The 383-nt window shown below is 29.0% G+C and carries 1 protein-coding gene; it reads right to left on the bottom strand.

Going from position 1 to position 383, the window contains the following annotated elements; all coding sequences use genetic code 11:
- Window positions 1–383, bottom strand: a 383-nt coding sequence (locus tag ASC50_RS05465; protein ID WP_158648497.1) for a hypothetical protein, incomplete at both ends; no start/stop codon positions are given.

Here is a 383-nt window from a genome sequence, read left to right as displayed (position 1 = left end):
TTGTTCTTTAAGAAAATATCAAAAGGCAGTAGATATTTATCATAGAAAAACTTTTCTTGCAGTTGCTGCGGAATTGAAAAATTTTCTTCAACTTCAAATGTTGAGTTTGGGTCTGTATTAATTTGAATGTAAGTTGTATTAGGAAAAGTGTTTGCAACAATTTTGTTGACTGAATTAAACATTTTCTCGGTTTCTCCAAAAAGAAAATCCGCAAAGTAAAAGTACTCTTTCTGTTGTTTTCCGTTTATTTCCTGTATTTTTTCGTATCTGCTAAACAATAATATACTTTTGTCTTTTAACCAATAAGAAGTGTCTATTCTTTTATCATTAACGGATTTCCACTTGTCTTTTACTTTTTCAAACCATTGCCTATTATCTTCAAC

The sequence above is a fragment of the Candidatus Symbiothrix dinenymphae genome (genome assembly GCF_001431085.1).
Note: the sequence above shows the minus strand (reverse complement) of the source record. Positions and strands in the feature narration are given on the sequence as shown.